Here is a 24,058-nt window from a genome sequence, read left to right as displayed (position 1 = left end):
TGTGAATTCTTGCCAATCAGATAATCTCGTTAAGGAGGTGATCCAGCCGCAGGTTCCCCTACGGCTACCTTGTTACGACTTCACCCCAGTCATCGACCCCACCGTGGTGATCGCCCTCTTGCGTTAGGCTAACCACTTCTGGTGAGATCAACTCCCATGGTGTGACGGGCGGTGTGTACAAGGCCCGGGAACGTATTCACCGCAGCATTCTGATCTGCGATTACTAGCGATTCCGACTTCATGGAGTCGAGTTGCAGACTCCAATCCGGACTACGATTGGCTTTTTGAGATTAGCATCACATCGCTGTGTAGCAACCCTTTGTACCAACCATTGTAGCACGTGTGTAGCCCTGGTCGTAAGGGCCATGATGACTTGACGTCGTCCCCGCCTTCCTCCAGTTTGTCACTGGCAGTATCCTTAGAGTTCCCGACCGAGTCGCTGGTAACTAAGGAAAAGGGTTGCGCTCGTTGCGGGACTTAACCCAACATCTCACGACACGAGCTGACGACAGCCATGCAGCACCTGTATCCAAGTTCCCGAAGGCACTAAGCTATCTCTAGCGAATTCTTGGTATGTCAAGACCAGGTAAGGTTCTTCGCGTTGCATCGAATTAAACCACATGCTCCACCGCTTGTGCGGGCCCCCGTCAATTCATTTGAGTTTTAACCTTGCGGCCGTACTCCCCAGGCGGTCTACTTATTGCGTTAACTGCGTCACTAAGTCTTCAAGAGACCCAACGACTGGTAGACATCGTTTACGGCGTGGACTACCAGGGTATCTAATCCTGTTTGCTACCCACGCTTTCGAACCTCAGTGTCAGTATGATGCCAGGAAGCTGCCTTCGCCATCGGTATTCCTCCAGATCTCTACGCATTTCACCGCTACACCTGGAATTCTACTTCCCTCTCACCTACTCTAGTCATCCAGTATCAGATGCAGTTCCCAGGTTAAGCCCGGGGCTTTCACATCTGACTTAAATGACCACCTACGCTCGCTTTACGCCCAGTAATTCCGATTAACGCTTGCACCCTCTGTATTACCGCGGCTGCTGGCACAGAGTTAGCCGGTGCTTATTCTGTAGGTAACGTCAGGGCTTGTGGGTATTAACCACAAGCTTTTCCTCCCTACTTAAAGTGCTTTACAACCAAAAGGCCTTCTTCACACACGCGGCATGGCTGGATCAGGCTTTCGCCCATTGTCCAATATTCCCCACTGCTGCCTCCCGTAGGAGTCTGGGCCGTGTCTCAGTCCCAGTGTGGCTGATCATCCTCTCAGACCAGCTACAGATCGTCGCCTTGGTAGGCCTTTACCCCACCAACTAGCTAATCCGACTTAGGCTCATCTAATAGCGAGAGCTAAAAGCCCCCTTTCACCCGTAGGTCGTATGCGGTATTAGCTATCCTTTCGGATAGTTATCCCCCACTACTAGGCAGATTCCTAAGCATTACTCACCCGTTCGCCACTAATCATATCTAGCAAGCTAGATAGTCATCGTTCGACTTGCATGTGTTAAGCCTGCCGCCAGCGTTCAATCTGAGCCATGATCAAACTCTTCAGTTTAATCTTTGTTTTGCCTAATTGATTATTTACTTAGAAAGTAAAATAAAAAGTTAGGACTTTTAATTTTGGCTCATTTATTACTAGCAAATTTGCTCATCGTGTAAATGAATTAACTTTGAGTATTTTTGCTTGATAAATGATAATTTTTTTGTTATCTTGTATTAGCAAAAATCCACACAAGTTGTTCTTAGTATGTTTTTAAATAGTGCGTGATACATCGTCTGTATCATCAATCAAGGCTGACTATTCTATCACAATGGATTTTGATGTCAAGCGGTTTTTTTTAATTTTTTGGCTCTGGTTCAAAAAGTATGCTACAAAGAAAACCGTTCGTGGCGAGCTTGGGAAACCTAACGGTTTTCCTGCCCGCAGGCAGGCTCAGAGCGAACGGAAAACTAGTTTGGCATACTTTTTAGACTACTACCAATTTTTTTAAGGTAATTTGGTGGCGATGAAGAGACTTGAACTCTTGACCTTACGATTATGAGTCGTACGCTCTAACCAGCTGAGCTACATCGCCGTTACAAGGTGTGAATTATACAGACGCTTTTATCTGTTGTCAACACCAATTTTAAAAAAGTTTTCATTTTTATAAAAATAAATGGCAAACCGATAAGCCGGATTCTGTCGTGGACAATCATTCATCTAGACGCACAATCACTCATGCGTTCAAGCAACCTACCCGTATCCTAAGCGGGCAACTCATTGGATACCTATTTGGTCTTGCTACACGTGGAGTTTACCTTGCCATGAACTGTTACCAGTCATGCGGTGGGCTCTTACCCCACCGTTTCACCCTTACCCGACCACTTAAGTTGACTGTCGTCAGTCCAGACCATTAAAATCAATCAAATTAAGTGGTCGGGCGGTCTATTCTCTGTTGCACTGGTCGTAGGCTTTCGCCCCCTAGCCGTTAGCTAGCACGTCGCCCTATGTAGTCCGGACTTTCCTCCCTCCGACCACTTAATTTAACTAACATTTATCATAATATTAACTTCAAATCAAGTGGTCAGACGGTGATTGTCTGGTCTGCCTTTTTTATTATAACACGTTTTTATAAAAATATGTCAAATTTTCATACATAACTTGCAGAGCCTAAAACACCAACCATGTATGACGATTATTTGTACACTCTACAAAATGAAAAGTACTACAGTTTTTCGTTCGTGGTGAGCCTGTCGAACTATGACGGAAACCGACCTGCGGTCAAGCTTGTGGCGAACGGTTTCCGTAGTAAAATTCAATTTTGTTGGCTGTACTTATACTCTCAACCTCTCCTAGAAAGATTGCTAAAATTTGCAATACTGTGATAAGATAGCTAATAGACAGCCCATCAATGTTACCAATAATTATGGTTGCTTTAGATTTGTTGGCACGATTCTTGCTTTAAATTGAATAAAATTTTGGTAGTAGTCTAAAAAGTATGCTGAACTAGTTTTTCCGTTCTCCCTTAGCCTGCCTGCGGGTAGGAAAACCGTTAGGTTTCCCAAGATCGCCACGAACTGTTTTCTTTGTAGCATACTTTTTGAACCAGAGCCAAATTTTGATATACCCACTTTTCTTTTAGGTTAACTTTTGCTAAAATCCTTAATTAGCAAAAGTTAACTCATAAATAAAATTATTCAATCAAAAACAGACATGACATTTAGTTATTCTTCATTACATTGATGGTATTTGACGAGCGTTTGTTATGAATAATTTGTAAATCCACATCATTATTGGTTATTCATCAATAGCAAGTGGATACTGTAACACATGCCATAATATGAAGGAGAGGCAAATGAAAATTCTAATTTGTGAGAGCGAGCCAGCCCTATGCAAACATGTTCAAACAATTATCGAGACACTCACGCATGAAATCGTCGGGCAAGCAGAACGCTTAGAAGAAGCTTATACATCGGTAATGGAACACCAGCCTGAGGTTCTATTTATCAATGCTCACTTGGCTTACATTGAGGAATTTTGCCAAAAATTAACCCATGAATTTAAGCATCCGCCTGCCCTGATTTTTTTTGGCTTAGATGAAGCTCATCTTATGCTAACCGCTTTAAAATGGGGAGCAAGTGACTATTTGCTGATACCCATTGAAAAAGATGATATTAAAAACGCCCTGCAGAAATGCTGTCGTATCAACGCCGCCCAACAAGCAAGTCTTAATAAGAAAAACGGAAAAAACAGCCGTGCACGTCAATACATCGCCGCACGCACGCACCGTGGCGTTGAACTCATCTCACTGTCTGACGTGTATTACTTCACCGCCGACCAAAAATACGTCAAAGTACGCCACAAAAATGGCGTGGTACTCATTGATGAAACCTTAAAAGACTTAGAAGAAGAGTTTGAAGGCATCATGTTCCGCATTCATCGCAATGCCTTGATTAATCTAGATTATTTGGATTTGTTGGAGACGGTGGACAGCGGTCAATATCAAGTACGCTTTCGGGGCATGCCTGAGAAACTGTCGGTATCACGCCGTCATCTGCCCATGCTCAGAGAAAAAATTCACAGCATTTGACGGACAAGCCATCCGATACCATCCAAGGGCGTTGATTCGCCCTTTTGTATTGTCCTTTTGTATTTTAGCCACCTTGATTTGGTAATTATTTACATCCATACCAAGAAATAACTGGTATGAATTTTTATTTGGCATTTTGAGGTAAATGTGGTTAAATAGGCAATCATTGATAAGATAACATAGCGATAACACAATCATGAAAACCCTAACCATCGCCACACGCCAATCCCCGCTTGCACTTTGGCAGGCTCATTTTGTCAAAGACGAACTTCAAAAACTCTACCCCGAACTTGACATTCGTCTGTTAGAGCTGGTCACCAAAGGCGATAAAATCTTAGATGCTCCCCTTGCCAAAATTGGCGGAAAAGGCTTATTTGTCAAAGAGCTAGAAACCGCCCTACTAAGCGGTGAAGCTGACATTGCCGTACATTCTTTAAAAGACGTACCCATGGTACTGCCTGACGGGCTTATCATCGGGGCGCATCTTGACCGCCACAGCCCTTTCGACGCTTTTGTAAGCAATCATTTTGCCAGTTTAGATGACCTACCCCAAGGGGCAAAGGTCGGCACATCAAGCCTACGCCGTGAATGCCAACTGCGTGCCTATCGCCCTGACTTAGAAATCATCAGCTTGCGTGGTAATGTTGGCACACGCCTTGGCAAGCTTGATAATGGCGACTATGATGCGATTATCCTTGCCCAAAGTGGCTTGGAGCGGTTAGAGTTACACGAACGCATTCGCCACAGTCTACCTGCTGACATCTGCCTGCCTGCGGTCGGGCAAGGCACACTTGCCATCGAGTGCCGAGACGATGAGATTAGGGAGCTTATCAAGCCCTTAAACCATGACATCTCCGCCTTACGAGCCATCACCGAGAGAGCCATGAACCATGCCTTAGAAGGGGGCTGTCAAGTACCGATAGCAGGATTTGCACAGCTTGATAAAGGCGTTCTGCACCTAGAAGGTCGAGTAGGCACGCCTGATGGTCGCACCCTGCTAAAAGTCACCGCCCAGACCGACATCACGGACAACGCCACACAAAATATCCAAAATGCCCAACAACTGGGGCAAGCTGTCGCCACAGAGCTACTTACCCAAGGGGCGGATGAGATTTTAAAAGCCCTGTATCAACATTAAGACAACTAATACCAACAACCCCATAAGCACAATCAACCCAACACCATGACCCCCCTATTCATCAACACCCGTCCTAAGCACAAAGCTGACATGAACCTGGTCATCCACAGTGTCGGCTTGCCACTGCTTGCCATTCGGCATTTTGATGAATTAGAGCAGTCAGAAATGCAGGATTTGGTGGATTTTGTCCATGGCAAATTTAACACGCTCATCGTGGTGAGCGTGGAAGCAGTCGCGTGTGCGGTGCGTTTTTTAAAAGAGCAAGGCATTGACCACGCCTGCGACCTACCCCATCATGACACCCTAACCGTCATCGCCGTGGGACAGCCAACAGCCGACGCTTTGGCGGAGTTTCGTTTTTCGGTGCTGACCCCCTTTGATGTAGGATGCCCGATGAGCAACGAAGGCATGCTTGCCATGCCCGCCATCGGTGAGCTACACACAGGCGATGATGTGCTGATATGGCGTGGGGTCGGTGGACGGCGACTGTTGTCTGACACACTCATCAAACGGGGCGTGAATGTGCGTGCCATCGCCTTTTATGAGCGGTGCGTGCCGTCAGAGCTGGCGAGCGATTTTGCTCGTCTGCTTGGCGATAGCACCGATGATGGCCCTGATAGAGCTTTTAATAGTAGTCAAAACCATCAACATCAAATTGGCAAGCACTCGCCCATCTTTGTCCTTATCAGCAGTCAGATGAGCCTAAACGCTTGGCAGAGTGTGTATGACCAACAGATTCACAGCCATCGCACGCACACGCATGGGCTTTTGCCACAAAATGTGATATATTTAACCCTAGGTTATCGCCTGACCGCCCTAACCGCCACGCACTATCCGCACAGCCGTGTCTATCCCGTGGTGGATTTGGCGGAATCAACCCTAAATCAAGCCATACAAGACGTCATGGCAACTTACCCATCGTGAGACATTTTAAAATTTAACGCTTTTATCATCATGCCAAACACCAAAAAACCTGACAGTCTAAGTGCCGAAGCCATCAAGGCAAATCTAGAAGAGCTGGACGCCAAATTCGCCCACGCCAAAGAAGTCGAGAGAGAAGAGCTTAAAAAACAAGCCGACCAAGCTCGGGTGGTACTCATGCGACTGCAATGGCTGGTCATTATCCTACTGGCAGGTGGACTGTTGTGGCTATACCTTTCTTTTACGTCGGTCGTGGATAAAGTAGATGAACGCCTTGCCAAAATAGACACCGTCGATACCCGCCTAAACGACATGGACGACCGCCTGTTCGCCATCACCCCAACCGACAGCCACAAAAAAACAAATAAAGCCGAAGCGAGCAAAGACGCTGAATTTTTAAAAATCGAACTTGCCATGACCAACAGGCTCTTTGAACAAGGCAGTTATGATGACACCTTGACCGCCTTGCAAGCCATTGATTATCAGCTTGGGCAGATGACTGGTATCGCCCCATCGGTCAAATCCGCCCTAAGCAGTAGCATAAAGGCAGACATCGCCTACATCGGCACGCTAAAAACACAGCCTGACGCATGGCAGGCTCACATCATCAAAATGCGAGACGTGCAAGCTTTTTTACGCACTAAGCAGACCAGCACGCCCAACGCCTCCCTAAGTCGTGGCGACATCCTGCTTCATGACGCCAGTATGATGTTATCGCTTGCCATCGGTTCGGCAAACGTGCGAGACAGGGGACTGATGACCAGTTACTTACAAGAAGTCCGCTCACAGTTAGAAAGCCATATTACCTTACACGGCGGTAAGATTGACCCTGAGAGCCTAAAAAAGCAATCTGAACAAACCGCTTTGGCAAACAAAGCCAGCGACAGAGACGGCAAAAAAGACGGTAAAAATGCAAACAACACCGACACCAAAACAGGGCAAATCGGACAGCAAGTCGCCCTAAATACCATCGATGACGCCCTATTTTGGGTCTATGATTTACTTGCCAACAGCCCCAAGAACAAAGAGCTGAGCAGTGTTCAGATGTTAAAATAAATCCAAAACAGGCAAAAAAACAGCGAACTCATCATGCGTTAATCATTTTAGATAAATTGAAACTTAAAAGGACACCCCCATGACCCATCCTTACACCGCCACACTCACAGGCAATGACCGCCCCACCGAGCTACACGACTACCCCATCGTCCACGTCCAACCTGTGGCATGGGGCGAGATGGACGCCTTTAATCATGTCAATAATGTCGCTTATTACCGCTACGCCGAATCTGCCCGTATCAGCTATTTGCATTCGCTTGCCATGTTCAAGGACGAAACTTTAACCATTTTAGCAGGCTCATCATGTAACTACCTACGTCCCGTGCATTATCCTGACACCCTACTTATCGGCGTTAAATGCACCAAAATCGGCAACACCAGTCTGTCGATGGCGTACGAATATTACAGCACTACCCAAAATGCCATCGTTGCCAACGGCACGGCAACCATCGTCCGCACCGACAAAGACGGTAACAAACAAGCATGGACGGCAGACGAACGGCAGATTTTAAGTGATTTTGAAGGGCGTTCGCTATGAGCGATACTGTTATGCTGGACACCACAGGGCTAATCTGCCCTGAACCTGTCATGCTCCTACATAAGAGCATTCGCACCGCCAAAGGGGGTGATGAAATTCATATCCTAGCGACCGACCCCGCCACCACCCGAGACATTCCCAACTTTTGTCGGCATTTGGGGCATACGCTTGCCAGTCAAGAAACCTTTGATGACGGCAGTTATCGTTATGTGGTTGTTAAAAAGTTGGGCTAAGTATGGTTGTATTTGGTCTACCCGACCGTTTGGGGCTTGCCATTTATAAAGAGATGTTTTGCTTGCCTGTGATAAGCATTGGGCTCTTGCCATGCTTGCTGTTTGGTAGTTTGTTTTTTGTGCCAAACGATTATGCCGGCATACTGCCTGTGGCAAAGGGTATGAATGGCAGTGTCGGCAACAAATGGATATATGACAGCTTAACATTTTATTATCTGTTTTTGCTCGGGCAAGTCCTGCTAAAACACCAGCTTATCGGACTGTCCGCACCGACTTTATTTGCCCTAAAAAAGCATTACCGCCACACCTTACAAACCCAAGCAGTAGAAAATCCCAGTCAAGCGTCTTATTTTTGGCTGTTTATGGTTGTGGCGTTGATTTATTTTTTGGGATTTTGGGAATTTTCTGAGACTGCCAACCACAACAGCCACACTTATTTGGCACGATATGGCAATGAATTTGGTAATTTCATCTTTAAAATCATGACGTTATTATTTGTAATAGAAGGCTTGGCATTATTTATCGTCAATCGGCATTTTGCTAAATTCTTTGATGACATTGCGCTCTAATGACACCACTCATACACCCCGCTTAACCGCTCAATCGCCTGCCCGACCCACTCTGCAAGCTCATCATCGCTAAAATCATCCAGCTTATCTTTGTCTATAAATTTGCCCAAGCGGTAAAATTCGCCTGCATTTAGCTCTACTTTTTCATCATCAAATTCATGAGCTTGTTTAAAGTCGCCATATTCACTAACACGGCTATGCCAAAAATAAAAGTCGTCAAACTCCGCCCAATCAATCTCATTTATCCAGTTATTAAATTGCTCCAATGTGCTGTTTGAACTGTTTGCCCTATAAGAATGCCACTTTAAAGCGACAATCAGCCTTTGCCTATTTAAAATCACGACAATAATCGGGGCATTGCCAAGATAACTATCATATTTATAATAAGCAAAAAAGTGCCGTCTGATTTCCCAACCATTACACCAATTTTCAATGTGTGGTTTGGCAAAGTGCATTGGTAAATTTTGATAAACTTTTAAATTAAAGGCTTTAAAAACTTGCCAAGTGGTTTTATGATTGTATTTAATATTTTATAAGTCATCTGGGCAGTGCAACTATAAGTCTTTAATTTGAGCATAAGGTTTATTTAAAATATCGGCGTGGGTGGGTTTTAGCATAATTTTTTATCAATGAATGTGGTAATCGTCTGTTATTTTAACCAATTTTCAATTTGCAAACCGTCCACTCGGAGAAATTCTCGCACATTGTCAGTAATAACAATCAAATCATTGGCAATCGCTTGCCCTGCAATCAGCGTGTCATAAAAACCAATGGGTGTGCCACGCCTTTCTAGGGTTGCACCAATTTCGCCAGCCTTATCAGCGTCCTGTGAATTAAATTGCAACACTTCAAAGGGTAGTAGATTGATTTTTTCAAGGTTTTGGGCGGTTTTTTGGCTTTTGTACGCCCCATAATACAGCTCCGACAAAACAATTGACGAGATGGCAATTTCACGCTCTTTATGCCGTTCTAGCGTGGTCAAAAATCGTTCACTGGCATTCAAAATCGCAATGACTGCATTGGTGTCCAGCAAATATTTCATTCAAATGCACCCCAATCTCGTTCATCGGCTTTTAAATTTTGGCGACCTTCCAAAATGGCTTCTTCAAAACTGTCATCTTTTGGCATTGCTCGCAATTTGTCCAGCCACGCCCAATCTTGGGTCTCTGCTGGCTCAATAATCACTTGTCGTCCTTGTTTTTTGATACGCACTTCCGTGCCTTCAAAACGAAAGGCTTTGGGTAAGCGAACGGCTTGACTGTTGCCAGTCCAAAATAATTTTGCGGTGGCAGTTTGGCGCATTGTTATTCTCCAAAATATATATGGATAATAGCTATTATACGGTATTTTTGTCTAAATGCAATGATTTAAGGGTATTTATTTACGACTGCGATTTTAACCACTTGATAAAATTAAAACTACTTTGCTCTTTTTGATTATCACCAAAGTAATAAAACTGCATTCCTATTAAATTATCAGGCAAATAATTTTGTGGATAATAATGATTGGGGTAATCGTGCGGATAAATATAATCCACACCATAGCCTTGCGATTTCATCAAAGTGGTTACACCATTTCGCAAATGCAATGGCACAGGCGAATTGTCCGTTTTGGCAAATTCTAGGGCTTTGTTAATTGCTTTATAACTTTCATTGGATTTTGGCGATGTCGCCAAATAAATCGCCACTTGCCCCAAAATTATCCTTGCTTCGGGCATTCCGATTTCTTTGACACTTCGTAAAGCGGTATCGGCAAGTAATAGAGCATTGGGATTGGCAAGTCCGATGTCTTCACTTGCCAAAATCACAAGTCGCCTTGCAATAAACGCAGGGTCTTCGCCCGCCACAAGCATTCTGGCAAGCCAATAAATAGACGCGTCAGGGTCAGAACCACGCACCGATTTAATAAAGGCGGAAATGATATCATAATGCATATCACCGTCTTTGTCATAGCGGACGAGTGTTTGTCCTGCGACTTTACTGATGCTGTCAAAATCAATAATAATTGGCTCGCCTTGATAAGCATAAATCGCAAGCTCTAATAGATTTAATGCACGTCTTGCATCGCCTTGTGCCAACCCATAAATTGGCGAAATGTCATTTAAAACAATCGGTAGTTTTTTTAATTGTTCATCAATAGTAATTGCCCGCTTGATAATTTGAAAAATCTCATTATCAGATAAAGGTTCTAATTTATAAACTTGACAACGGGATAATAAAGCGTTATTAACACTAAATGATGGATTTTCGGTGGTCGCCCCAATCAGAGTAATTTGCCCACTTTCTACCGCTCCCAATAATGCGTCCTGCTGGGCTTTATTAAAACGGTGAATTTCGTCCACAAATACCACAGGAGGCGTGGCAAATAAACCGTCACTCGGCGTGAGTATTTCTCGTAATTCTTTAACACTGCTATTGATGGCGGATAAGGGGCGAAATTCTCGCCCTACGCTTTTGGCCAATAAACTTGCTAATGTCGTTTTGCCAATGCCTGCATTGCCGTGTAAAATCATAGACGGCAAATAACCCTCTGCTACCATTTTGGCAATGGGGGCGTTCTCGCCCAATAAATGCGATTGTCCGATAATATCGCTTAGGGCTTTTGGGCGAATGCGTTCGGCTAGGGGGATTGAAGTTGCCATTTTGGGGTTTTGCACCAGTAATATTGAGAAATTAAATTAACCAAAAATAATAAAGGAATAAATAATAATATCAAATAAAAACTGTCAAAATGTCTTATTACAACAAACATCAAAATATGGGTAATAACAAGATTATAGGTATTGATATTGTTTAATTTTGGATTTATCATAAATTGATGATGGTAATTTTGGCAATAGAATTTATCAATTTTTTGATGAGGTCTTTGCGAATGGCAATTTTGACAACAAGAGACAAATGTCTTAAATTTTACCTTAAATCTTCCAAAGCAACCGAGATTTCAAAATCATCTTTAACCAAATCATAAGTATCTATACCCTTTAGAATGGGCTTATTTTTTAATTTATAATAATGATAATTTTGTAAATTTTTTCCATAAAATAAATGCAAACACCAAGCAATATCAATGCCATTAACGATAGTGTTATCCAAAACCCAGAACCTAAATTCAGTTTATCAAAATTTGCAACCACTTCAATAACAGCGATAAAAATTGCAAATATAATCATAGCACCTATATAAAACTTCCATTGTGTTTTAATAAATCGCCTTGAAAATTGTGCAAAAGTTATCTTTTCTAATTCAGGCAAAAAAGGATTAACCAACAAACTTGTTTGGCAATGCGGACAAAAAACAATGCCGTGATGATAAATGACATCATCAAGCACCTTGCCACAGTTTGGGTGTGGGCAAATGGTTGGGGTGTTTTTTAACATCTGTCAAGTTCCTGATTTTAAATGGTTGGTACAAAGAAATAAACTTTGCTAAAATACCCCATTATACACCCTTTTTTTAGCTTTATGAAATCCAAAACGCCAATCCCCAAACCCCTACGCCTAATCCGCCCACTCACAGACGGCGAACGCCAAATGGCTCGTTCGGTGTTTGGGGACTCGCTTGCCCTTGATGACATTCGCCTGACGACAGCTTGGTGGGTATTAAAGGGCTATGCGGTGTCGCCCAATGGTTGGGTGTATTTTCATAAAGATGATTTTTGTGAGGATTTTAGTGATAAGACTTTGCACCTGCGGGCGTGGCTTATTCACGAACTTGTGCATATTTGGCAAATTCAACAAGGCATAAAGGTGGTTCGCAAAGCGATATTTAACCGCAAATACCGCTATGTTTTTAAAGAAGGCAAACCCTTTTTGGCTTACGGCATTGAACAGCAAGCCAAAATGGTGGAAGATTTTTATATTCAAAGGGAGTTGGGTAAAGATTGTACAGCGTGGCGTGAATGTGTGCCGTTTTTATAAGGGCAAATTGCAATTCTCCCTTGTAAACTATGTCAAATTTATGGTGCGGTTGGCATGATTATTATCAACCAAACAACTCGCTATGCGTGGCAAGCCGATGTAATTCCACCGCTTCATCATTTATTTTATAAATTAGCACCAAATCAGGCTTGATATGACAATCTCTAAACCCCACCCAATCGCCTTGCAATGGGTGGTCTTGGTATTTTTGAGGTATGGGTTTGGCATTTAACAAGCAATCAGACACTTCCGTCCACGCTTCGCCAATCAATGCCAAATAATGCTTTTTTAAATCCCTTTTAAAGGGATTGCCCATTTCAAAACTACGTTTAGCCACGAGCAATCTCCGCCATTGCTTGATTTAACTCATCTAAGCTATCAAATCGCTCGGTTTCGCCATTTTCAAAAGCTTGAATACTCTCACGCAACAGCTTTTCGCCATTGCTACTAAGCGTATGCGACTGCCCCCAATCAAAAGACAATGGCACTTTGCCTGTTTGGGCGATTTGATTAAAAAACATCCGCACTGCTTGGCTTGGAGTCAAGCCGTATTGTTCTAGCACAGGATAGGCTTTTTGGCGTAGGTCGTTGTCTAATCGCATATTAAAATTGGTGTGGCTCATCATCGCTCCTATTTTAAAAAGTTAAAATGAAATTAATGCTGGTGTAATGATAATGTCATTATAATTGAAATTTTTGTTTGGGGCAAGTTGGGTAAAAATTTACAAAAGCCATAAAAACAACACCATTTACCGCCAACCAACCCCTACCCCAATCCCACACCCGACAGCTCCCTTGCCAGTCGCCCTGCCGAATTGTCGGTCAGACCACCCACAAAATCCAGCACTTTCATATAGCCATCATATAGGCTATCGGTGTCCGTGATTGGACTGTCTTTTAAAAGCTCTAAGGCAAGGCGGTGCTTGGCACTTAGGGGTTTGTGGGTAAGTTTGGCGTAGACTGCAGGGACGATTAAGTCCAAAATTTGCCCCAAACAACCAAAACTTGCTATCTCGGTGATGAGTTTGCTATGGTGGTTAAATATCTGATTTTTGGCAAGATTTTTGGCATTTTGCAAGGTTTCATTGACCGCATCATCACACACCACAAGCAAATCCTTATGGATAAAATCGCCCGATAACAACTCATCATGATAATCAAAAAACCGCCTTGCCACTTCATCAACCGCCTTACCAATGGCTCGCCCACGCATTGCCCCGATACGTTGTTTGTTGTCTTTGATGTTTTGATAATCGTCAAAATCCGCCCCAAATAGCGGTTTGACCACTTTGGCAAAATCGTCAAAGCCAATCAAATCAAGCTCCACAGCGTCTTCTAAGTCAAGCAAGGCATAGCAAATATCGTCCGCCGACTCCATAAGGTATGACAAGGGGTGCCTTGCCCATGTGTCCGCCCCATGCGTGGCAAGCGTGAGCCTGTCCGCCACTTGTCGCATGATGTGCATTTCGCTCTGATAGATGTTAAACTTGGTCTGCCCCATGCTCCCCCACGGGTATTTCATGAGCGTACCAAGACTGGCACAGGTCAGACGCATACCGCCTGCGTGGGCGTACATTTCGGTGGTGGTAACAATGCGTAAACTGTGGGCGTTGCCTTCATAAGTGGTGATGTCGGCTTGTTCTGCCTTGCTAAGCGATTGTAAATACTCATTATTTTGGCGAAACCATTCACGCAAAGCGTCCTCGCCCGTATGCCCAAACGGTGGATTACCCAAATCATGAGCCAAACACGCCACCTGCACCAGCGTGCCGATGTCATACGAGCTGATGTGGGGCGGTAGTAGCCCACGCCGAGCCAGTCCCTGCCCCACGCTGTTGCCCAGACTACGCCCCACGCTTGCCACTTCTACGCTGTGGGTTAGGCGGTTGTGGGTGTGGTCGGATTTGGCAAAGGGGTGGACTTGGGTTTTTCGCCCCAGTTTGCGAAAACTTGTGGAAAACACCACTCTATCATAATCGGTATGAAAATCACTTCGCACGCCGTCATTGGGCGTATGGCTTGGGGTTAGAGTAATGTCGCCCCTATCAATCTTGGGGCGGTCGGTGGCGAGTAGGGCTTGCCATTTTTGGGCGTGGGTCATGGGGCTGTCCTTAAAACGTTAAAATTGGGGATATTATCATTTTAAGGGTTTTGGGGCAGATTGCAAGGGTGAAAAGGTATTTTAAAATTGTCAATCAATGATGATTTGAATGAATGGTGGGGGTAATTTATTCACCCTGTTGGGAATTTGGGTAAATAGATTACCCCTACCACAATCATATCATGACGGTTTTTATTATCCTTTTAGTTTATACTATTAGATGAATTGGGGCACCAAAACTATAAGGTACTGGCACACCATCTTTATTTAAAATCATATATTTGCCACGCTTAATATGGCTTGATAAACAGCGTGAGAATGATGTATCTTCCATATCCATATATACTGCCATTGCTTGACCATGTTCATTGACTTGGACTTTTATCCGCACTTGTGTTTCTCCATCTTTTCCATAATAACCACAAGGGCTATGAATTAAACGCCGTATTTGCTCTTGGGCTTGGATTACCACATCTTTTTCAAATGTACCAAAATTTATGACAATTTCATGTTTTAATTGGCTAAGCTGTTTAATCTGTTTATCGCTAAAATTGCCCTGCAAACGCTGTTTATTTTGTTCGGTCAAAGGGGCAACATTATCTTTGGCGATTTGTAGCACTCGCTGATTTAATGGCTCTAATGTCGGATGGGGATTGATGAGCTGTATTTTATCATGAGAGCCAAAAGGATAATAAACCACTCTCCATTCATAATCGCCTGCATTTAGATTGGTGGCTTCGGTAGTTTTTATCAGCCGATAAGATTTTTTAAATGCTTTAATGGCGGTTGTCTCTGGTGATATATTTTTATCCGCATTGGCGGTTTTGGCAAATGACCATTTCTTATTTAATAAATCAATGCTGTCCGCCCATGTGGCTTGTGTTAATAATAACGATGATAATAAAATGGTTTTTAAAAATTTCATAAAAATGCCTTGTAATTAACTCATTCTTTTACCGCAAGCGTAACCGTATAAGTCTTACCCTGCTTTAATTTATCGGCATTGCCAAAGACTTCATTAAATGAGCGTTTCATAAAATCCCGAAGTCCGTTAATAGTAACGACATAAAACCGTCCGCCCACTTCCATGCGTTCATAAGCGTCTAGCAGGTACAGATAATGTTGTTCTTTACTCGCCTTGGCAGGTAGGTTGCTCATGACAAGGCTAAATTTTTTGTCTTTATCCACATGATAAAAGCCATTGGAGAGCTGAACGTGGGTATTAGTCAAGCCGTTTTTTTGGCAATTTAAGCGGGCATATTCTACCGCCACAAAGTCTTTATCAATCAAAATATGCTGACCGTTTGGGCATTCACGTCCTGCCGTCATGCCAAGCACGCCATAACCACAGCCTAAGTCAATGGAATTATCATGAGCCTTAAAATCAATATAATCAAGGAGCATAAGACTACCATCATCAAGCTTTTCTGGGCTAAAAATCCCCCAAGTGGTATGAAAGGTAAAGGGCTTGCCAAGCACGTCTTGGGTAAAGGTGATGTCTTGTCGCCATTGTTTGGCTTTTGTTTGGAGTTCGTCTAAGGTAGTTTGGTTTGTCATGGATTTTCTCTAAAATCAAAAGTTTATTATACCCCAATCCCCCCACGCATACCATAGCGATATGAGCAGACAGTTTTTGCCAAAAATGTTACAATGGTATTTTTATTTGGATAATTGGCATGAACATTTCAAAATTTGGCAAAAAATTCACCCAAAACAGTGGTATATTACAACTTATGGACGATTTGGGGAACGCCCTAAACAGCGACAAACCTGTCAATATGTTAGGCGGTGGCAACCCTGCCAATATCGCTTCAGTCAATGACGTGTACCTACAAATGCTCAAAGACAGCATACAAGGCGATGGGGCGGACAGTGTTGCCTTAGAATGTGCCAGCAATTATTCCAATCCGCAGGGCGATGGCAAATTTATCACGGCGTTGGTGGACTTTTTTAATCGCCATTATGATTGGGGTATTACCAAGGACAACATTGCCCTAACCAACGGTTCGCAAAACGCCTTTTTTTATTTGTTTAATCTATTCGGTGGGGCGTTTGATGATGGCGATAAGTCCATTTTGTTGCCACTTGCCCCTGAATATGTCGGCTATGCGGACGCTCATATTGATGGCAAGCATTTTATTGGCATAAAGCCCAAGATTGAGCTGTGCGATTATGACAATCAAGATGGCTTTTTTAAATATAAAGTGGATTTTGACGCCCTAGAAAATTTGGACGCATTAAAAAATAATCAAATTGGGGCAATTTGTTGTTCTCGCCCGACCAATCCCACAGGCAATGTTTTGACCGATGACGAAATGGCACGACTTGATGCTATCGCCCAAAAATACAACATTCCCTTGATTATTGATAACGCCTACGGAATGCCGTTTCCTAACATTATCCACACCAAGGCGAATTTGGTGTGGCATGACAATATCATTTTGTGTTTTAGCTTATCAAAAGTGGGGCTGGCTGGCGTGCGGACGGGCATTGTCATTGCCAAACCTGAAATTATCAAGGCAATCAGTAGCCTAAATGCCATTGTCAATCTTGCTCCGTGTCGTTTTGGGGCGAGCATTGTTACGCCACTTATCAACAATGACAAAATCAATAAACTGTCATTACAAGAGATTCGCCCGTTTTATTTAAAGCAAGCCCATACCGCCATTCATCTTTTAAAACACGCCTTTAAAGACTTACCCCAAGTCAAAATCCATAAGCCAGAAGGGGCGATATTTTTATGGATTTGGTTTGAAAATTTACCCATCAGCACTCAATCCTTATATGAAATTTTAAAAGAAAAAGGTACGCTGATTATTCCCAGTGAGCATTTTTTTGTGGGAATTGATACATCTGATTATCGTCATGCCCATGAATGTATCCGTATGAGTATCGCCCAACCTGATGATGTTTTGGAGAAGGGGATAAAGGCGATTGGGGAGGTGGTTCGGGGGTTTATCAAGCCAATCCCAATCCATAAATCAACCCACTTTTTATCAAATCAATGCTAAAATAAAACCATTTTATCCAACGAGACTTCCCATGAATTTATCACAGCTACTCAAAGACACCAATTACCAACTTACCCAGTTTTCTACCGAGCATATCACGCTATTGGAAAATACCATTTTTCAAAAACCCAGTAAAAATGGCGATGTACCCTATGTGCATTGCTTGATACGCAAAAAGGACATTAAACTAACCCCAGAAGAAGCGGTTCGCCAACTGTATCTGATGAAATTACACCATGATTATGGTTATCCTTATGAACGCATGGAATTGGAATATTCGGTGCATTTTGGGCGCGAAAAAAAGCGTGCCGATATTGTGATTTTTGATAAAGACAATCCTAACGTTGTTTATATCATGGTAGAACTTAAAAAACCCAAATTAAAAGATGGCAAAGAACAATTAAAATCCTATTGCAATGCCACAGGAGCGCCGATTGGCGTATGGACAAATGGTGATAGCATTTCCTATTACAACCGCCGAGACCCCAATTATTTTAAAGACATTCCTAATATTCCAAGCGTTCACGAAAAATTATCTGATATTTTGCAAGAACGCTGGACGATTGACGATTTAATCAAAAATGACAAAATTGCCACTCAACGCAAATCTTTAAAAGATTTGGTGATTGAAATGGAAGATGAAGTTTTGGCGAATGCAGGGGTTGACGTTTTTGAAGAATTGTTTCAGCTTATCTTTACCAAACTTTATGACGAAATGGAAAGTACAAGAAATAAAAGTCGTCATTTGGAATTTCGTAATTATGGCGATACCGAAAGCGATTTAAAAGCCAAAATTGGGGCTTTATTTGATAAAGCCAAAAATAAATGGGAAGGTGTTTTTGCTGACAGTAGCAAAATTAACTTATCACCATCGCATTTGGCAATTTGTGTTTCATCATTAGAAGAAGTGAAATTATTTAATTCCAATCTTGATGTGGTGGACGAAGCCTTTGAATATCTTATCAATAAATCATCAAAAGGCGAAAAGGGACAATATTTTACGCCACGCTATGTGATTGATATGTGTGTCAAAATGCTAGATCCCAAAGCAGATGAAACCGTGATTGATACAGCAGCGGGCAGTTGTGGGTTTCCCGTACATGCCATTTTCCATGTTTGGGAAAAACAGCTGAAAGAAAAAGGATTGGAGCGTTCTCATTTATTTACTGCTGAACAAAAATTACCAGAACAGCTTGATTATGTACAAGAAAAAGTCTTTGCCATTGATTTTGACGAAAAAGCCGTACGAGTTGCTCGCACACTCAATTTAATTGCAGGCGATGGACAAACCAATGTATTGCATTTAAATACTTTGGACTATGAACGCTGGGATGATTTTACCAAAGATGAAGAATGGGGTGATGTTTATGGCAATGGCTGGAAAAAATTAAGAAAATTACGCAAAACCAAAGACCAAAACCGTGATTTTGGGTTTGATGTATTAATGGCAAATCCGCCTTTTGCAGGCGATATTAAAGAAACCCGAATTCTTGCCCGTTATGAACTGGGCAAAAATAGCAAAGGCAAACAACAATCCAAAGTTGGGCGAGATATTTTGTTTATTGAACGCAATCTAGATTTTTTAAAAGACGGTGGGCGAATGGCGATTGTTTTGCCACAAGGTCGTTTTAATAATTCTAGCGATAAATACATTCGTGATTTTATTGCCGAACGGTGTCGTATTTTAGCGGTGGTGGGGTTGCATGGCAATGTATTTAAACCACATACAGGCACAAAAACATCAGTCTTATTTGTGCAAAAATGGCATGATGAATTATGCCCCAAAGTGGATGATTATCCTATTTTCTTTGCAACCATGCAAGGACCAAGTAAGGATAATTCAGGCGATAAAATCTATGTCAAAAATGCAGACGGTACGCCAATATTAGACAGTCATGGACATTTGATTGTCGCTCACGATTTGTTTAATCACGATGGTTTGACAGGCGACGGTATCGCTGAGGCTTTTATTGAATTTGCCAAAAAGGAAAAATTGTCTTTTGTGGGAAAGGATTAAGCCCTTTTGATAATGTCAAATATCAGGCATTATTGGAAGGGCTTAATATAACAATTTTCAATTATAAAGAAATTTTTATTGATAATATTGAATTTAGAATAGATGCAGAGTACTACCAAAAAGAGTATTTAGATATCTATGAAAAATTACAAGGTTCAAAAACATTAAATGAATTGGTTTATATGTCAGATGTATCATCAAATGGAGCATTTGCTTATGTTCATGATATTTTAAATGATGACAACCCTAAAACCGTACCTTATATTCGCTCTGGCAATGTAGGTGGTACATTTATTAACACCAATGAATTGGAATTAATTTCAGAGCAAGCACACCAACAGCTACCAAAATCCACAACTAAGTTGCACGATGTAATGATGGCTAGAAAAGGTAAAATTGGAGGTGCATCAATTATTACAGAGGATGAAGTAAATTTCAATTGCAATGAAAACGTTATTAAATTAACCATTCATAATAATGAATATAACCCATTTTATTTTACAACATTTTTTAATTCAAAGTTTGGACTAAAACAAGTTGAAAGAATTTCAACAGGTAATGTACAACCTTGGGTTAGTATTTTTCAAATCAAAAAATTGCTTATTCCAAAATTAGAGTTATCATTACAGCAAGAAATTGAAAATATTATCAGAAAATCTCATAATGCAATTACTATTGCAAAACAAAAATATACCGAAGCCGAAACTCTATTATTAGAAAATTTAGGTTTAACTAATTTTCAGGCAGCCTGCAAACCTGTGAATATCAAATCTTTAAAAGAAAGTTTTTTAAAAACAGGCAGATTGGATGCGGAGTTTTACCAATCCAAATATGAGCAGTATTGGGATTTAATTCAATCACAGGATTATGTTTTAATTCGTGATGAATATTTACATATTACGGAAAAACCCGATTGGGAAAATCAAGTCTATCAATACATTGAAATTGGCGATGTAAATATTGGTGATGGCTCATATCAAGCAAATTGGATAGAAACACAAAATTTACCAGCTAATGCTAAAATTCAAGCTCAAAAAGGCGATATTTTAATTTCAACTGTTCGTCCTTATCGTGGAGCAGTAACGATTATTGGTGAAAACGACCAAGATTTGGTGGTTAGTGGTGCATTTACTGTTTTACGAAAAAAACCCAACTCAGTATTTAATAACGAGGTATTAAAAGTTTTATTGCGTTCAGATTTGTATAAAGATTGGTTGTTACAATTTAATGTTGGGACAAGTTATCCAGTCATTAAAGATGAAGATATTTTGAATTTACCTATTCCAAAAATTGACAAACACACCCAAACCCAAATCGCCAATTATGTCCGCCAAAGTAATGAATTGCGAGAACAAGCCACGCAGTTATTAGCCCAAGCCAAATATAGCGTAGAGGCAGAAATTGAGCAAAGTGCTTTACAAGAGAGAGAGAGAGAGAGAGAGAGAGAGAGAGAGCTTTTAGATGAGTCTGATTATTATTTACGATTGTCAGAATGGGTATTGTTGGAAAGTTTGCTTTTGGGGCAACCCAAGAATATATCAGTGCAATCATTTAGCCAATCTTTTGGGATAAGCGGTCGCCTTGATGCGGAATATTACCAGCCAAAATTTGAGCGATTATTGCAAAAATTAAAACAATACCGCCATAAAACATTGGGCGAATTGGTTGATTTGCAAAAATCGGTAGAAGCGGGGTCGGAAAATTACCGTGATGAAGGTTTGCCTTTTGTGCGAGTGGCGGATTTTTCCAAATTTGGGATTAGCCAGACGGATAAGTTTGTGAGTCCTGCGGATTTTGCCGACATCATTCGCCCCAAAAAAGACACCATTCTACTTTCAAAAGACGGTACAGTGGGCATTGCTTATTGTGTGCCGTCTGATTTGGAGGTGATTACTTCTGGGGCGATTGTGCATTTATCGCTAAAAACTGATGAAATTTTGCCCGATTATTTGGCATTGGTGCTAAATTCAGAGGCGGTACAACTACAAGCACAGCGAGATGCAGGCGGTTCAATCATTCAGCATTGGAAACCGTCTGAAATTTTGGAAGTGGTAATTCCTGTTTTACCAAAAGAGATTCAGCAGGTAATCAGCGATAAAGTGCAGATGAGTTTTGAATTAAAAAATCAAAGCGAAATTTTATTAGAACAAGCCAAGATTTTGGTGGAAAATGAGATTGAAAATGGCATGCATGCTACCCCCTAGGATGATGCTCTTCGTGCAAGGCTTGCAGACGTGCCGTGGCAACATGGGTATAAATCTGCGTGGTGGATAGGTCGCTATGCCCGAGCAAAAGCTGAACGCTACGCAAATCCGCCCCGTGGTTGAGCAGGTGCGTGGCAAAAGCATGGCGAAGCGTGTGCGGTGAGATGTCGGTTTTGATACCCGCCAAGAGAGCGTATTTTTTAATCAAATGCCAAAAGTTATGGCGGGTCATATACCCCCCCTGCTCGGTCAAAAACACCGCTTGGCAGTCACCGCCCTTTGTGCCGACCTTACCGCTTTTGCCAGCGGTCAGTTCATGACGGCGGACAAGATAGCTTTGTAGAGCGTTGTGGGCGTATTCGCCAAGCGGAATCAGGCGAGTCTTTCCACCCTTACCTGTCACTTGGAGCCAGCCTGCGTTTAGGTTTAGCTCATCGAGCGACAGATTGACCAGCTCTGAGACACGCAGACCACAGGCATACATGACTTCGAGCATGGCTTTATCACGCAATCCTAATATCGTCGCTAAGTCAGGCGTGCCAAGCAGTCTGGTGATGTCGTCTTCGGATAGGGTCTTGGGCAGGGGCTTGTTGGCTTTGGGGTTTTTGATGTTCTCACAGGGGTTGTCATCACGCACCCCATCGCCCACCTGCCATAAGAAAAACTGGCGTAAACTTGCGAGCATTCTCGCCTGCGTGCGTGGCGATTTGCCTTGGTTTTGTAGATACACCAAGCACCCTGCCACGTCCGTCTCTTGCCAATCGGGCAATGCTCGCTCACTGCTTGCCATACAAGTACGCAAATCACGAATGTAAGCGTTACGGGTGCGTGTGGCAAGCCCCCGAGCTAACATGTTAATGCGAAATTCGGTCAGATACTCTGGGTCGGTGTCGGTGGTCGTCAAGGACGGCAGGCGGGGCTTGGTGGCTCGGGTTTTGCTCATGGTCGGATACGGTGCTGATATTGAGGGTATTGTAACAAACTTTGGGGAATGATTAAATGGTTTTTGGGCGTGCCTGCCTGTCTTTTATCATGCAATGTGCATTTTAAAAAAATTTTAAAGACAAATAAGGCTTGACTGTTTTTAAAATTTTACATCATCTGCCTTTAATCCCCCAAATCCACCCCCATGTAGCCTATTAAACTTTTAACACAAATAGGCACCCTTATGGCAAGCACCCTAAACACCGCAGAAGAAATCATTGCCGACATCAAAGCAGGCAAAATGATCATCTTAATGGACGATGAAGACCGTGAAAATGAAGGCGACATCGTCATGGCGGCGGTTCATGTCAAGCCGTCCGACATCAACTTTATGATTACTCACGCTCGTGGATTGGTGTGTTTAACTCTATCCGAAGCCCGTTGCCGTCAGCTTGAACTGCCCCTAATGAGCGACAAAAACGGGGCGAAGTTTAGCACCAACTTTACCCTATCCATCGAAGCTAGCGAGGGCGTAACCACAGGCATATCCGCCGCCGACCGTGCCAGAACCGTGCAGGCAGCCGTCGCCCCCTTTGCCAAACCAACCGACATCGTCCAACCTGGACATATCTTCCCCATCATGGCAAAACAAGGCGGGGTGCTACATCGGGCAGGTCATACCGAAGCAGGCTGTGATTTAGCACGCCTTGCAGGGCTTGAACCTGCGGCGGTGATTTGTGAGATTATCAAGCCTGATGGCGAGATGGCACGTCGTGATGACCTAGAACTCTTTGCCAAAGAACACGGGCTTAAAATCGGCACCATCGCCGACCTTATCCACTATCGCATGACCAACGAGCAGACCGTGGAAGTCATTGATGAGCGGGACTTTGCCAGTGAATTTGGGGCGTTTAAACTCTATCGTTTTAGAGAATATGGGGCGGATGAGATCCACATCGCCCTAGTCAAAGGCGACCCAAGCCGTGGCGTGGCGACCGTGCGAGTCCATGCCCTAAACCCCCTAAAAGACCTGTTTGGGCATACTGACAGCAAGCACAGTTGGGATATTCGCTCAGCACTGGCTCAAATCGGACAAAGCGAGCAAGGCGTGTTCGTGTGGATTGACTCAGGGCGTGCTGTCGATGTCAGCGGTGCGTTGGATAAATGCCAAGCCAATGTCAGCGTACACGAAAGTAGCGAGCCTTATCGCAGTATCGGTGTTGGAGCCCAAATCCTAAAACAGCTTGGCGTCAAAGACATGCGACTTCTATCAAGCTCTGCCAAATTTAACGTCTCGGGCTTTGATTTGAACATTGTGGAAGTTGTGGCACGTTGATTAGAACATGCCTGCCCT

General features: G+C 42.8%; 23 protein-coding genes, 1 tRNA gene, 1 rRNA gene and 1 other RNA gene. 12 read left to right on the top strand and 14 right to left on the bottom strand.

Annotation, left to right across the window (positions count from 1 at the left end; translation table 11 throughout):
• Positions 1 to 30 precede the first annotated feature (30 nt).
• The 3 genes from LP107_RS02270 to rnpB all read right to left on the bottom strand — a co-directional run bounded on the left by LP107_RS02270 (position 31) and on the right by rnpB (position 2,597).
• Positions 31 to 1,561, bottom strand: a 16S ribosomal RNA gene (locus LP107_RS02270).
• 443 nt (positions 1,562 to 2,004) lie between these two features.
• Positions 2,005 to 2,081, bottom strand: a tRNA-Met gene (locus LP107_RS02265).
• Positions 2,082 to 2,158: 77 nt separating this feature from the next.
• An RNA gene (rnpB, locus tag LP107_RS02260) (RNase P RNA component class A) lies at positions 2,159 to 2,597 on the bottom strand.
• A gap of 744 nt (positions 2,598 to 3,341) precedes the next feature.
• Here rnpB and LP107_RS02255 point away from each other — a divergent pair.
• The 7 genes from LP107_RS02255 to LP107_RS02225 all read left to right on the top strand — a co-directional run bounded on the left by LP107_RS02255 (position 3,342) and on the right by LP107_RS02225 (position 8,531).
• Positions 3,342 to 4,076 carry a LytR/AlgR family response regulator transcription factor gene (locus LP107_RS02255; protein WP_112741797.1) on the top strand — a complete coding sequence of 245 codons (735 nt, stop codon included), beginning with the start codon at positions 3,342 to 3,344 and terminating at the stop codon, positions 4,074 to 4,076.
• Between the two features lie 196 nt (positions 4,077 to 4,272).
• Positions 4,273 to 5,214: a hydroxymethylbilane synthase gene (hemC, locus tag LP107_RS02250; RefSeq protein WP_078275181.1), complete on the top strand. Its 942-nt coding sequence runs from the start codon at positions 4,273 to 4,275 to the stop codon at positions 5,212 to 5,214.
• A 45-nt stretch (positions 5,215 to 5,259) separates the two neighbouring features.
• Entirely contained in the window at positions 5,260 to 6,138 is an 879-nt protein-coding gene (locus tag LP107_RS02245) for a uroporphyrinogen-III synthase (RefSeq protein WP_112741796.1), read from the top strand.
• Between the two features lie 30 nt (positions 6,139 to 6,168).
• Positions 6,169 to 7,191, top strand: coding sequence for a hypothetical protein (locus LP107_RS02240; protein WP_078275183.1), 1,023 nt, complete (start codon positions 6,169 to 6,171; stop codon positions 7,189 to 7,191).
• A gap of 79 nt (positions 7,192 to 7,270) precedes the next feature.
• Positions 7,271 to 7,729, top strand: coding sequence for an acyl-CoA thioesterase (locus LP107_RS02235; protein ID WP_078275184.1), 459 nt, complete (start codon positions 7,271 to 7,273; stop codon positions 7,727 to 7,729).
• The gene (tusA, locus tag LP107_RS02230) at positions 7,726 to 7,962 is read left to right on the top strand and encodes a sulfurtransferase TusA (RefSeq protein WP_078275185.1); all 237 of its coding nucleotides are present in this window, start codon (positions 7,726 to 7,728) and stop codon (positions 7,960 to 7,962) included. The genes LP107_RS02235 and tusA overlap by 4 nt, the downstream gene beginning before the upstream one ends.
• A gap of 2 nt (positions 7,963 to 7,964) precedes the next feature.
• Positions 7,965 to 8,531 (top strand): hypothetical protein, encoded by a 567-nt coding sequence (locus tag LP107_RS02225; protein ID WP_078275186.1) that lies wholly within the window; start codon positions 7,965 to 7,967, stop codon positions 8,529 to 8,531.
• On the opposite strand, the gene LP107_RS02220 is transcribed toward LP107_RS02225, so the two are convergent.
• From LP107_RS02220 to LP107_RS02200, 5 genes are all read right to left on the bottom strand, one after another.
• The gene (locus LP107_RS02220; protein ID WP_078275187.1) at positions 8,528 to 9,058 is read right to left on the bottom strand and encodes an HI_0552 family protein; all 531 of its coding nucleotides are present in this window, start codon (positions 9,056 to 9,058) and stop codon (positions 8,528 to 8,530) included. The two genes, LP107_RS02225 and LP107_RS02220, sit on opposite strands and share 4 nt — an antisense overlap.
• 122 nt (positions 9,059 to 9,180) lie before the next feature.
• On the bottom strand, positions 9,181 to 9,573 hold the full coding sequence (locus tag LP107_RS02215; RefSeq protein WP_078275188.1) for a type II toxin-antitoxin system VapC family toxin: 393 nt from the start codon (positions 9,571 to 9,573) through the stop codon (positions 9,181 to 9,183).
• On the bottom strand, positions 9,570 to 9,833 hold the full coding sequence (locus LP107_RS02210) for an antitoxin (RefSeq protein ID WP_264675982.1): 264 nt from the start codon (positions 9,831 to 9,833) through the stop codon (positions 9,570 to 9,572). Before LP107_RS02210 ends, LP107_RS02215 begins: the two co-directional genes overlap by 4 nt.
• A gap of 79 nt (positions 9,834 to 9,912) precedes the next feature.
• Positions 9,913 to 11,172 (bottom strand): replication-associated recombination protein A, encoded by a 1,260-nt coding sequence (locus LP107_RS02205; protein WP_264675983.1) that lies wholly within the window; start codon positions 11,170 to 11,172, stop codon positions 9,913 to 9,915.
• A 357-nt stretch (positions 11,173 to 11,529) separates the two neighbouring features.
• Positions 11,530 to 11,907 (bottom strand): hypothetical protein, encoded by a 378-nt coding sequence (locus tag LP107_RS02200; protein WP_264675984.1) that lies wholly within the window; start codon positions 11,905 to 11,907, stop codon positions 11,530 to 11,532.
• A gap of 84 nt (positions 11,908 to 11,991) precedes the next feature.
• On the opposite strand from LP107_RS02200, the gene LP107_RS02195 reads away from it, so the two are divergent.
• Positions 11,992 to 12,447 (top strand): type IV secretion protein Rhs, encoded by a 456-nt coding sequence (locus LP107_RS02195; RefSeq protein ID WP_264675985.1) that lies wholly within the window; start codon positions 11,992 to 11,994, stop codon positions 12,445 to 12,447.
• Between the two features lie 64 nt (positions 12,448 to 12,511).
• Here the strand turns inward: LP107_RS02195 and LP107_RS02190 are convergent, their stop codons facing one another.
• The 5 genes from LP107_RS02190 to LP107_RS02170 all read right to left on the bottom strand — a co-directional run bounded on the left by LP107_RS02190 (position 12,512) and on the right by LP107_RS02170 (position 16,105).
• On the bottom strand, positions 12,512 to 12,784 hold the full coding sequence (locus LP107_RS02190; RefSeq protein WP_228157760.1) for a type II toxin-antitoxin system YafQ family toxin: 273 nt from the start codon (positions 12,782 to 12,784) through the stop codon (positions 12,512 to 12,514).
• Entirely contained in the window at positions 12,777 to 13,070 is a 294-nt protein-coding gene (locus LP107_RS02185) for a type II toxin-antitoxin system RelB/DinJ family antitoxin (protein ID WP_029103533.1), read from the bottom strand. The genes LP107_RS02190 and LP107_RS02185 overlap by 8 nt, the downstream gene beginning before the upstream one ends.
• 143 nt (positions 13,071 to 13,213) lie before the next feature.
• Positions 13,214 to 14,548, bottom strand: a complete 1,335-nt coding sequence (locus LP107_RS02180; protein ID WP_112741795.1) for a deoxyguanosinetriphosphate triphosphohydrolase — start codon at positions 14,546 to 14,548, stop codon at positions 13,214 to 13,216.
• Between the two features lie 208 nt (positions 14,549 to 14,756).
• Positions 14,757 to 15,473: a hypothetical protein gene (locus tag LP107_RS02175; protein ID WP_078275193.1), complete on the bottom strand. Its 717-nt coding sequence runs from the start codon at positions 15,471 to 15,473 to the stop codon at positions 14,757 to 14,759.
• Between the two features lie 20 nt (positions 15,474 to 15,493).
• Positions 15,494 to 16,105 (bottom strand): class I SAM-dependent methyltransferase, encoded by a 612-nt coding sequence (locus LP107_RS02170; RefSeq protein ID WP_112741794.1) that lies wholly within the window; start codon positions 16,103 to 16,105, stop codon positions 15,494 to 15,496.
• Positions 16,106 to 16,224: 119 nt separating this feature from the next.
• Between LP107_RS02170 and LP107_RS02165 the strand changes: the two genes are divergently transcribed.
• Genes LP107_RS02165 through LP107_RS02155 form a run of 3 tightly spaced genes read left to right on the top strand, consistent with a single transcriptional unit; the run spans position 16,225 to position 21,780 of the window.
• Positions 16,225 to 17,559 carry a valine--pyruvate transaminase gene (locus LP107_RS02165; protein ID WP_078275195.1) on the top strand — a complete coding sequence of 445 codons (1,335 nt, stop codon included), beginning with the start codon at positions 16,225 to 16,227 and terminating at the stop codon, positions 17,557 to 17,559.
• A gap of 31 nt (positions 17,560 to 17,590) precedes the next feature.
• Positions 17,591 to 19,576 (top strand): type I restriction-modification system subunit M, encoded by a 1,986-nt coding sequence (locus tag LP107_RS02160; protein ID WP_078275196.1) that lies wholly within the window; start codon positions 17,591 to 17,593, stop codon positions 19,574 to 19,576.
• A 32-nt stretch (positions 19,577 to 19,608) separates the two neighbouring features.
• Entirely contained in the window at positions 19,609 to 21,780 is a 2,172-nt protein-coding gene (locus tag LP107_RS02155; protein ID WP_264676745.1) for a restriction endonuclease subunit S, read from the top strand.
• Here the strand turns inward: LP107_RS02155 and xerD are convergent.
• Positions 21,770 to 22,723, bottom strand: coding sequence for a site-specific tyrosine recombinase XerD (gene xerD, locus LP107_RS02150; RefSeq protein WP_078275198.1), 954 nt, complete (start codon positions 22,721 to 22,723; stop codon positions 21,770 to 21,772). The genes LP107_RS02155 and xerD overlap by 11 nt on opposite strands.
• A 225-nt stretch (positions 22,724 to 22,948) precedes the next feature.
• On the opposite strand from xerD, the gene ribB reads away from it, so the two are divergent.
• Positions 22,949 to 24,040 (top strand): 3,4-dihydroxy-2-butanone-4-phosphate synthase, encoded by a 1,092-nt coding sequence (ribB, locus tag LP107_RS02145; RefSeq protein ID WP_264675986.1) that lies wholly within the window; start codon positions 22,949 to 22,951, stop codon positions 24,038 to 24,040.
• The last annotated feature ends 18 nt before the right edge of the window (positions 24,041 to 24,058 follow it).

The sequence above is a fragment of the Moraxella bovis genome (assembly GCF_025985205.1).
Classification (GTDB): Bacteria; Pseudomonadota; Gammaproteobacteria; order Pseudomonadales; family Moraxellaceae; genus Moraxella; species Moraxella bovis.
Note: the sequence above shows the minus strand (reverse complement) of the source record. Positions and strands in the feature narration are given on the sequence as shown.

Excerpts from the sequence above, each read along its gene's own strand:
- LP107_RS02255 (WP_112741797.1), top strand. The coding sequence starts at position 3,342 with ATGAAAATTCTAATTTGTGAGAGCGAGCCAGCCCTATGCAAACATGTT.
- hemC (WP_078275181.1), top strand. The coding sequence starts at position 4,273 with ATGAAAACCCTAACCATCGCCACACGCCAATCCCCGCTTGCACTTTGG.
- LP107_RS02245 (WP_112741796.1), top strand. The coding sequence starts at position 5,260 with ATGACCCCCCTATTCATCAACACCCGTCCTAAGCACAAAGCTGACATG.
- LP107_RS02240 (WP_078275183.1), top strand. The coding sequence starts at position 6,169 with ATGCCAAACACCAAAAAACCTGACAGTCTAAGTGCCGAAGCCATCAAG.
- LP107_RS02235 (WP_078275184.1), top strand. The coding sequence starts at position 7,271 with ATGACCCATCCTTACACCGCCACACTCACAGGCAATGACCGCCCCACC.
- tusA (WP_078275185.1), top strand. The coding sequence starts at position 7,726 with ATGAGCGATACTGTTATGCTGGACACCACAGGGCTAATCTGCCCTGAA.
- LP107_RS02225 (WP_078275186.1), top strand. The coding sequence starts at position 7,965 with ATGGTTGTATTTGGTCTACCCGACCGTTTGGGGCTTGCCATTTATAAA.
- LP107_RS02215 (WP_078275188.1), bottom strand. The coding sequence starts at position 9,573 with ATGAAATATTTGCTGGACACCAATGCAGTCATTGCGATTTTGAATGCC.
- LP107_RS02210 (WP_264675982.1), bottom strand. The coding sequence starts at position 9,833 with ATGCGCCAAACTGCCACCGCAAAATTATTTTGGACTGGCAACAGTCAA.
- LP107_RS02205 (WP_264675983.1), bottom strand. The coding sequence starts at position 11,172 with ATGGCAACTTCAATCCCCCTAGCCGAACGCATTCGCCCAAAAGCCCTA.
- LP107_RS02200 (WP_264675984.1), bottom strand. The coding sequence starts at position 11,907 with ATGTTAAAAAACACCCCAACCATTTGCCCACACCCAAACTGTGGCAAG.
- LP107_RS02195 (WP_264675985.1), top strand. The coding sequence starts at position 11,992 with ATGAAATCCAAAACGCCAATCCCCAAACCCCTACGCCTAATCCGCCCA.
- LP107_RS02185 (WP_029103533.1), bottom strand. The coding sequence starts at position 13,070 with ATGAGCCACACCAATTTTAATATGCGATTAGACAACGACCTACGCCAA.
- LP107_RS02180 (WP_112741795.1), bottom strand. The coding sequence starts at position 14,548 with ATGACCCACGCCCAAAAATGGCAAGCCCTACTCGCCACCGACCGCCCC.
- LP107_RS02175 (WP_078275193.1), bottom strand. The coding sequence starts at position 15,473 with ATGAAATTTTTAAAAACCATTTTATTATCATCGTTATTATTAACACAA.
- LP107_RS02170 (WP_112741794.1), bottom strand. The coding sequence starts at position 16,105 with ATGACAAACCAAACTACCTTAGACGAACTCCAAACAAAAGCCAAACAA.
- LP107_RS02165 (WP_078275195.1), top strand. The coding sequence starts at position 16,225 with ATGAACATTTCAAAATTTGGCAAAAAATTCACCCAAAACAGTGGTATA.
- LP107_RS02160 (WP_078275196.1), top strand. The coding sequence starts at position 17,591 with ATGAATTTATCACAGCTACTCAAAGACACCAATTACCAACTTACCCAG.
- xerD (WP_078275198.1), bottom strand. The coding sequence starts at position 22,723 with ATGAGCAAAACCCGAGCCACCAAGCCCCGCCTGCCGTCCTTGACGACC.
- ribB (WP_264675986.1), top strand. The coding sequence starts at position 22,949 with ATGGCAAGCACCCTAAACACCGCAGAAGAAATCATTGCCGACATCAAA.